We start from the raw sequence: 8,194 nt of genomic DNA, 5'->3' as shown, positions 1-8,194 counted from the left end.
CGGTAATTTCAATCCACGCACCCGCGTGGGGTGCGACAGTATATAGCTACAAATCTGATTTTACAAGCTTTCTAAAAGGTCTATTTGCGAAATATATAAATTAGTAAAAAACTTTTTCTATTAAAAGCAGTATTTTTTAATAAGAGACTTTAAAATATAATTCTGCGAACATCTTAGGTTTTTTATGTTCACTTAAGGTTCGCATTTTATTTATAAAAACTAAAATCAAATACTTCAAGGCTTAAAATTAAGGTAAAGTTTAAATTATTAGTATTCCCTCAGGATCGTAGGTCTTTTTTGCTCCATAGTGTTCAATTCGATTTTTATAGTTATTCCCGAGAAAATAATATCTTAAACTATCTGTTTCTGGATTTACTATTTTTTCAAGTCTGCTTTTTAGTTCCGCGAATTGAGCAGGATCTAAAAGACATTCAAAAACTGAATTTTGAACTCTCTGTCCATAATTTACGCACTGCTTTGCAACCTTTTGAAGCCTTCTTTTTCCCCCTTCCGTTTCTGTACTAACATCATAGGTTATTAATACCATCATATAATTACCTCTTTCACAATCTCTTTAACTCATATTTGTGTAAACTTATTTATATTAAAACTTTTGTATTAAGCTTAATTGTATATAATGTAATATATTATAATATTTTCTATAATAATTTTTTAAGTTTTTAAAATATGAGCTATAAGAATTATCATCTTCAATTTAAAAGACTATAACATATATAAATATCCAAAATCTAAATATTTTACTTCAATAAAAATGGAGGATAGCCGTCTAAATCTTCACGCAAAAATCTTGAAAGTAAGAGTGCCTGCACATAAGGAATTAATCCAAATTTTATTTTTTCATCTAAAAATGGATGGGTTATTTCTTCCTGCTTTCTTGCATGCCATGCTGCGAGAACTTCCTTTTTTGTTTTATCATCTAAAAGTATGCTTCCATTTTCTTTTACGGTAAAACCATTTTTATTAATTTGATTTCTATTTATTAATGTTAAAGCTAATCTGTCAGCAAAAGGACCTCTTAGCTCTTCCATTAAATCAAGTGCCAAGGACGCTCTACCCGGTCTATCTCTATGCAAAAAACCAACATAGGGATCAAGCCCTACCGTTTCTAATGCAGATTGCACTTCATGGGCAAGAATCGTATATAAAAAGGATAAAAGTGCATTCAAATTATCTTTAGGAGGCCTTTTATTTCTTGTTTCCATATAAAAGGAATCCTTTTGAGATAAAATCATTTCATTAAAGGAATCAAAGTAAATCTTTGCTGCATCCCCTTCTATTCCTCTTATCTCATCAAGGCTTTTTGCATTTAATACTTTCTTTGCATTATTTAATAAATATGAAGAAGCCTCCTCAAGTTTATCTGCATTAACATTATTGCCATGGTCTCTTATAGTTCTTCTTAGCATACTTCTGCAGTTTAATATTTTCCCATATATAAAATTAGTTGCGATTGTAACACACTGTGATTCATCATCGGATATTCTATATTGCTTTTTTCTTAATAGTACATTCCCCTTTACTCCTCCATTTACCCTTGCTAAAAATTTATCGTTTTCATTTAGGAAAGTTAACCCAACCCCATTTTCTGCACACATTGCCATTAGGGCAGGGCTTGCACCTGTATAATTAAAACAAACTATTCCTTCAATATTATGTATTGGTATTCTAAATTTTTCTTCATCCTTGCAATATATAACCACATTTTCACCATCTTTACTAAGATAAGAATCTGGAGAAGTAATATAAAGGACATTAAGCAATTTTCTCATTGCAATACCTCTCTTTATATTAAGTTTAATCTATTGCCCTTTGAATGTATTCACTAACCTTTAATTTTTTTTCATTTAAATTAGGCATACATATATCAATTAAAGAACATAATTTGCATCCTTTCTTTTTTTCAGCCTTAGGTGTAATTCCTTTTTTAAATAAATCATGCATTTTTTGTGATAATTCTTCAACCCTGTCCCTAAGGTTGTCATTCAATACTACCTCTGTTCTATGGCGTGTTTCGCCGTAATATATGTATGCCTTGTTTATTTTTATATTAAACATCTCCTCAAGGCATATTGCCTGTGCACAAAGCTGAACTTCATCCCTATCGTCTATTTTTTCTTTCCCCCTTTTGTATTCTACAGGATAGGGAATATAATATCCATTTTTATGAGGTATTTTTATGGCATTTTCTTTGTTTTCTGTTTTCTCAAATTCAACTATATCGGCTATACCATATAATCCAAGGCGATAGGATACAATTGAAACACTTCTTGCAATTACTTCATTTCCTCTTGTTTCGAATATAAAAGGGTTATTTACTTTATTATGAAGATGCTGACCCTCAACTGTTCTTAAATTGTCTGCCCATTGCCTTTCTATATGAATAAGAGCCCACTGCCTTTCACAAAAGGCAATATGTTGTATACCAGATAATGCTAAAAGTTCATCTTCATTATACATTTTATACCCTCTCTATTAAGGTAACTCCCTGAGGAATTAAATCCTTTTTAATATTTACTATATAATCCTCATAATTTCTTGGAGCCTTTATATTTTCTTTCTTTTTGATTTCAACGCTTTCAAATAATTTATGAGCAGGTGCATTTCCTAATATTGAATCATGTTTAAATATTATTAATTTTCTAAGAACCATGTTCCCTTTCGATGCTGATCTGTCGTGCTCAAACATATTTTCAACAGCTTCCCACAAAAGCTCAACATCCTCTTCTGTAAAGTTTCCATTCTTATCTGCAAGGGCGGCTGATACATAGCCTTCCATTTTATATAATGCGTAGGGTACGATATGTTTCCTTCCCATTTCAGTTTCTTTATTTTCTGCATCAGAACCTTTTGTTATAGCTACCCTTGTTATTGTTATTTCCTGAGGCATTATAGGATCTATACTCCTTGCAAAACTTAACTGAACTGGGCCTCTTATTTGTCCGCAATTTACCTCAGTAGTCATTACTGCTCCAAAGGTTCTAATATCATAAAAATTCTCGCACATCCACTTAACTGCTTTTTCAGAGGGTTTTTGAGAGCTGTTTCTAATTTCCTCATTTAATGCTTTATAGGATAGAGCATGCTGTTCGTTTAAAACTACACCCTCCTTTAAATATATCTTGTATCCTTCCTTCTCCTTCATTTTAATTTCTACATAATTTCTAATCTTTCTTTTAATACATACATCCGTCACAATTCCATGGCCTGTTTCAGGGTCAATTCTTGGCATATTGCCAGCATCAGGATCACCATTGGGGTTTCCATTTTCAACATCAAATAAAATAAGGAATTCATAGCGGTTTTTAATAATTTCACTCATTTTTACTTTCCTCCTCTATGTTTACTTTCTTTTTAAAAAAGTCCTGCCTTTGATGGTAATAACCTAAAATAAAAATTCCCTGCTCCTCCATGTCAAGATGTGCTGGGAAGCCTTCCAACTTGTCTAATACTTCACTCATTTTAATATCAAGCCATTTAGAATTATCTATTTTTGCAAAATGGTGCTGTGATAATCTTATAAGGGACGGGAAAACTGTTGAAGGCGATGCCGATGCTGTTGAAAAAAATCTGTCCTTTATAGTTGAATTTAATTTGTTTTTGCTTGAAAGCTCCTGTACCTTTTCAAGGATTGCAAACAATCTTCCAAGCAAATAGGCTTGATTCTTACTTTCCTCATTTAAGCTCACATTTAAAACCTCCCCATATTTATTTATATTTAATTTTCTTTCTTTTCTTAAAAGATAGGCTTTTATTATAGATACCCTTATACTGTTTACAGAATAGATTTTCTTATCCCTGTCATCACTTTCTGCTCTAATTCTGTTTAATATATTTGCATACAATGTGAAAGGATATGGGCATCCTGTTATAATTGAATTCATAACTTGGCCTACAAGAATAGGAGATATTTTTTTATCCTTGTTTTTTTTAGGAACTGTTTCATTTAATAGCAGCCATAGGGGTATATATTCTTTTCCCCCGTCTATTTCCATGTCTATATAATGCTGAGAAATGCTTTTAACAAAATTTCCAAAACTATTAAAATAAAAAAACCTTACGGATATTCTCCCTGCATTAGGCGATAAACCTAAAATATAAAATTTAACATTATCATCTATATCTTTATCTATACTATTAATCATCTCTCCATTTTTAACACAATTTAAAACATCCCTTATAATATACTTTGTATTTTTATCCTCTTTCTTTTCATTCTCATTGATTAAAGGAGGGGATATAAGATAACTTGCAATGTCGTTATATTTGCTCTTGCTGCTTTCAGCAAAATATACTATGGTATCATCCCCTAATATCATATAGGAAGATTTAGAAGATAAAAGATAGTTTAATGCTGTTGAATATTTAAAAACTGCTTCTTCGCCTATTGGGGCATTATAAGCTTTACTCTTTCCATAGGAATCATATGCATTAGTAGAAGGGGAGTTTATAGAAATTAATGGGGATTCTGCTGCAGTTCCCTTTACCCCTTTAATCTTAATATGTTTCTCTGGTATAATCGCTTCTTTCCCTGTTACAAGGCATTGAGCTATATATTTTTCTTTTGTATCTTCCTTTTTAATAATTAGTTTTTTTATTTCTTCCCTTTCATGGACAAAGCCTGTATAACCATCTAATTTAAAAACTATATTCCCACCTAAAATTTCTTTTCCTATTTTTTTAATAGCAGCATTATTCTCTGATGACTTTTCATCCCATTTGTTTAAAAAATTAACAATTGCCTTTGCAAAGGGATCTTCGCAGTCCTTTAAAATCGTTAAATGCAGTTCTTTAAAGGCTTTATATTTTTTAACTGCATCAGCTTTTTTATCCTTGCCTATACCAAGAACATATTGGGAATTATCACAAAGAAAATAAGGAATAGCTGCAGTTCCTGATCTCCCGCTTTGTTCTGGAACTATCATGTAAGGGTATGATACAACCTTCCCTTTGTTGTTTTTTTCCCTTAAGTCAGCAATATCAAGAAGTTCTCCCTCTTCTGAGAGTATTAATGCAAAGGACACTTTTACCCTGCTGTATCCAATTAAAGGAACTTCATGTTCACCATCTGAGCTTATAATGTCGTAATACCTGCACAGTGATTCTATTATCATCTTTTCACCTCACTTTCATCAGGAACTTCAATTATTCCCTTTTCAATTCTTGCCCTATAAAAAATTGCCTTCATATTATCCTTAAAATCAATATCATAAAGCATCCATCCCAAATCCACTGTTTTATCACTGTAATAGCCTATAGGAATTTCATGTTCTATAAATTCAAATTGAGCTGGAAATTCCCTGCATCCTAAATATGGCCTATGATAGCACTGCCCCTTTTCCATCCTTCTTTTAGCTATTGCATAATGTTTTTCCTTTGAATCCCTCTCCCCCTCATTATCCGTCATTTCAAAATGTGCTTCTATAACATAGGCTACATCCTTTAAAATAAGGGAGGCCCTTTGCTGCCTATCTTCGTTTGATATTTGAAATATAGGTGTGCCGCTTTTCATAGAATTTTCAATGCTTCTTTGAGAAATTTTATTGCCTATTTCATTTCGTCTTAAATTTTCAAATTTTATTTCATTAAGTACATGAATTCTGTCTATTTTCCACGCAATAGCTGGTTTCCAATATATTGACTCTAATATTCCCCTTGCTGCAGAGGGCGTAATAACATCATAGCTTACACGTTCAACTTTCATCTCTGGTCTTGTAAAACAAGCATAGTTCCCCCAAACTTTTAGTTTAAAGCCATATCCCAAAATAAACACCTCCTTTATTTATATGCACAAGGCTTCTGAACCTTCTGCGATTATAAGCCCTTCTTTATCATCATATCTTTTCTTATCTTTCAAAAGATAAAAAAGCCCTCCTACATCTTCAATGGCACCTATATCCAAAAGGGCTTTATATTCACTTTCATAAATAGAAACAGTATATTGCTGAAGCTTTCTCAGCAGCAATTTAGGATGCTTTGAAAACTTTACGCTCTCTATAATTTTTAAAGCATTTTCATCAAAAGGTATAACTACAGAATATGTATTATCATCAATTATTTTAAAATTATCGCTTGCAGTGGCAAACTCAAACTTCAACTCCCCTACCCTTTCTTCAAAACATTTCATTATATCCTTATAATCAAACTTTTTAATTTTTTCCATATCATAAAGCTGCTTAAAATAAAAGTTAATTGCATCTATGCTTAAAATATCTTCATATTTTCTAAGTGTCATCTCTCCTGCTACCTTTGTCCTGTTTAGCCACCCTGAAATCCTTGAATAATCTTCTGTTGAAGAAAAAACAAACACTTCTCCTTTTTCTATTTTACCTTCCCTGTTGCATCTTCCTGCTGATTGTGCTATAGAATCTATTCCGCTTATTTCTCTATAAACTGTTGGGAAATCTATATCAACACCTGCCTCAATAAGCTGTGTAGATACTACCCTGCATTCACTGCCATTGAGCAGTTTTTCTTTTATTTCTTTTAAAACATTGCTTCTATGAATAGGACACATAAGGCTGCTTAAATGATATGTATTATCCCATTTCATCTTTTCATAAAGCTTTTTTGCATGTTTTCTTGTATTTACAATACAAAGAACTTGTTTATGATTTAAAAGTTCCTGCGATAAAGAGTCATCACTTACTTCTCTCTTTTTAATTACATTTACTCTTTTAAAATCATTGAATAATTTTTGTGGACTATCTATTATCTCTTTAATTTCAATACCTTTTACAACATCATTAAAGGTTGGCTGTGTTGCAGTACATAAAACTACTGTACAGTTGTAATTTTTAGTAAGTTCATAAAGTGAAACTATGCAGGGTTTTAAATATTCATGGGGAATCATTTGAGCTTCATCTATTATTATTACGCTGTTTGAAATGTTGTGTATTTTTCTGCATTTAGAAGGCTTGTTTGAGAAAAGTGATTCATAAAATTGCACATTTGTTGTTACAACAACTGGTATATCCCAATTTTCTGCTGAAAGTTTTAATTTATAGTTAATATCATCCTCACAATCGTCCTTCTCATCAAAAATAAAATTGCTATGATGCTCAAGGACGTTGTCTTTTCCAAGTATTTCTTTAAAAACTGCTGCATTTTGCTCTATTATGCTTGTATAGGGTATAACATATATTATTCTGTTCATATTATTTTTAAGTGCATGCTTTAAGGCAAAGGCTAAGGAGGATTTAGTTTTGCCTCCTCCCGTTGGAACAGTAAGGGAATATATTCCATTGTTATTATCCGCTTTTTCAATACATTGCTTTAAAATTTCATTTCTTTTTATGTTTATATACCCCTTTGAATTTTTTAAAGTTTCAAGATGGGCAAATAATTTTGTATATAGAATACCCAAACTATCTCCAATATTCCTATCTACCTTACCATCACTCATAAATTTTTCAGTGTCAATAAAATCTGCATCAACTAAGCATGAATAGAGCATTTTTGTAAAAAAAGCTATGGAAAAAAATGAATTTATATTGTCTATTTTTAAACTTAATTTTTCATCAAATTTTAAAATTTCAATTTCTTTTTTATAAGATGAATAATCATATATACTCTTTTTTAATCTTGATTCTAAGGTGTTGTTTTTTACGCTTGTTCCATAATCAATCAATCCTGCGTGATGCCCTGCAATGCAGTAGGCAATTATTTTACCTATAATTTCACCGTAAAGGTTATATGCCAATTGTGCTCCTGCAGTTGAATGGTCAACTTTTATATTTTCTCCTCTTAATTTCTTTTGAAATTCACTTGAATATTTTCCAATATCATGATACTTTCCAATAATATAAGCTAATTTCTGAGAATTGAAAGAGCTTGCAAATTTTGAAGCCAAATCTGCTGTATTTGACAGATGTTCTTCCAATCTTTGATAACATTCTTCTCCTTTTTCTTCTTTAGAATGGGCATAATAAATCATTTCATTCACGCTCTCTTATATAATTTTTAAATATTTATTATATAAACTAATCTATCTTATATATTCTTCTTTTGTTAAATAATTCCTGCATAATTTGTAATTATTTCGCTTAAAGTTAGTGCCAGAAAGTCCGCATAAATATTATAATATTCATCAAAAACATACTGTTTATTGTATAAACACTAAGTCCATATATACTATATGTTGTGGCATAAAATTCATAGAGGCATTTTTTCAGAA

7 protein-coding genes are annotated in these 8,194 nt (G+C 31.1%); all 7 read right to left on the bottom strand.

Features of this window, described 5'->3' with window-relative positions:
* Positions 1–259 precede the first annotated feature (259 nt).
* Positions 260–550, bottom strand: a complete 291-nt coding sequence (cas2, locus tag B5D15_RS01900; protein ID WP_078695414.1) for a CRISPR-associated endonuclease Cas2 — start codon at positions 548–550, stop codon at positions 260–262.
* A gap of 208 nt (positions 551–758) precedes the next feature.
* Positions 759–1,790, bottom strand: coding sequence for a type I-C CRISPR-associated endonuclease Cas1c (cas1c, locus tag B5D15_RS01895; protein WP_078695413.1), 1,032 nt, complete (start codon positions 1,788–1,790; stop codon positions 759–761).
* A 25-nt stretch (positions 1,791–1,815) separates the two neighbouring features.
* The gene (gene cas4, locus B5D15_RS01890) at positions 1,816–2,478 is read right to left on the bottom strand and encodes a CRISPR-associated protein Cas4 (RefSeq protein ID WP_078695412.1); all 663 of its coding nucleotides are present in this window, start codon (positions 2,476–2,478) and stop codon (positions 1,816–1,818) included.
* Between the two features lies 1 nt (position 2,479).
* Complete coding sequence (cas7c, locus tag B5D15_RS01885) at positions 2,480–3,340, bottom strand: type I-C CRISPR-associated protein Cas7/Csd2 (protein ID WP_078695411.1); 861 nt, start codon at positions 3,338–3,340, stop codon at positions 2,480–2,482.
* The gene (gene cas8c, locus B5D15_RS01880) at positions 3,333–5,132 is read right to left on the bottom strand and encodes a type I-C CRISPR-associated protein Cas8c/Csd1 (RefSeq protein ID WP_078695410.1); all 1,800 of its coding nucleotides are present in this window, start codon (positions 5,130–5,132) and stop codon (positions 3,333–3,335) included. Before cas8c ends, cas7c begins: the two co-directional genes overlap by 8 nt.
* Entirely contained in the window at positions 5,129–5,782 is a 654-nt protein-coding gene (cas5c, locus tag B5D15_RS01875) for a type I-C CRISPR-associated protein Cas5c (RefSeq protein ID WP_078695409.1), read from the bottom strand. The genes cas8c and cas5c overlap by 4 nt, the downstream gene beginning before the upstream one ends.
* Before the next feature lie 18 nt (positions 5,783–5,800).
* Positions 5,801–7,954, bottom strand: a complete 2,154-nt coding sequence (locus B5D15_RS01870) for a CRISPR-associated helicase/endonuclease Cas3 (RefSeq protein WP_078695408.1) — start codon at positions 7,952–7,954, stop codon at positions 5,801–5,803.
* Between the last annotated feature and the right edge of the window lie 240 nt (positions 7,955–8,194).

This window comes from Caloramator quimbayensis (genome assembly GCF_900167605.1).
In the GTDB taxonomy this organism is placed as follows: domain Bacteria; phylum Bacillota; class Clostridia; order Clostridiales; family Caloramatoraceae; genus Caloramator_B; species Caloramator_B quimbayensis.
This window is presented reverse-complemented; position numbering and strand designations above follow the sequence as displayed.

Coding starts and splice junctions, on each gene's coding strand:
- cas2 (WP_078695414.1), bottom strand. CDS start 550: ATGATGGTATTAATAACCTATGATGTTAGTACAGAAACGGAAGGGGGA.
- cas1c (WP_078695413.1), bottom strand. CDS start 1,790: ATGAGAAAATTGCTTAATGTCCTTTATATTACTTCTCCAGATTCTTAT.
- cas4 (WP_078695412.1), bottom strand. CDS start 2,478: ATGTATAATGAAGATGAACTTTTAGCATTATCTGGTATACAACATATT.
- cas7c (WP_078695411.1), bottom strand. CDS start 3,340: ATGAGTGAAATTATTAAAAACCGCTATGAATTCCTTATTTTATTTGAT.
- cas8c (WP_078695410.1), bottom strand. CDS start 5,132: ATGATAATAGAATCACTGTGCAGGTATTACGACATTATAAGCTCAGAT.
- B5D15_RS01870 (WP_078695408.1), bottom strand. CDS start 7,954: ATGATTTATTATGCCCATTCTAAAGAAGAAAAAGGAGAAGAATGTTAT.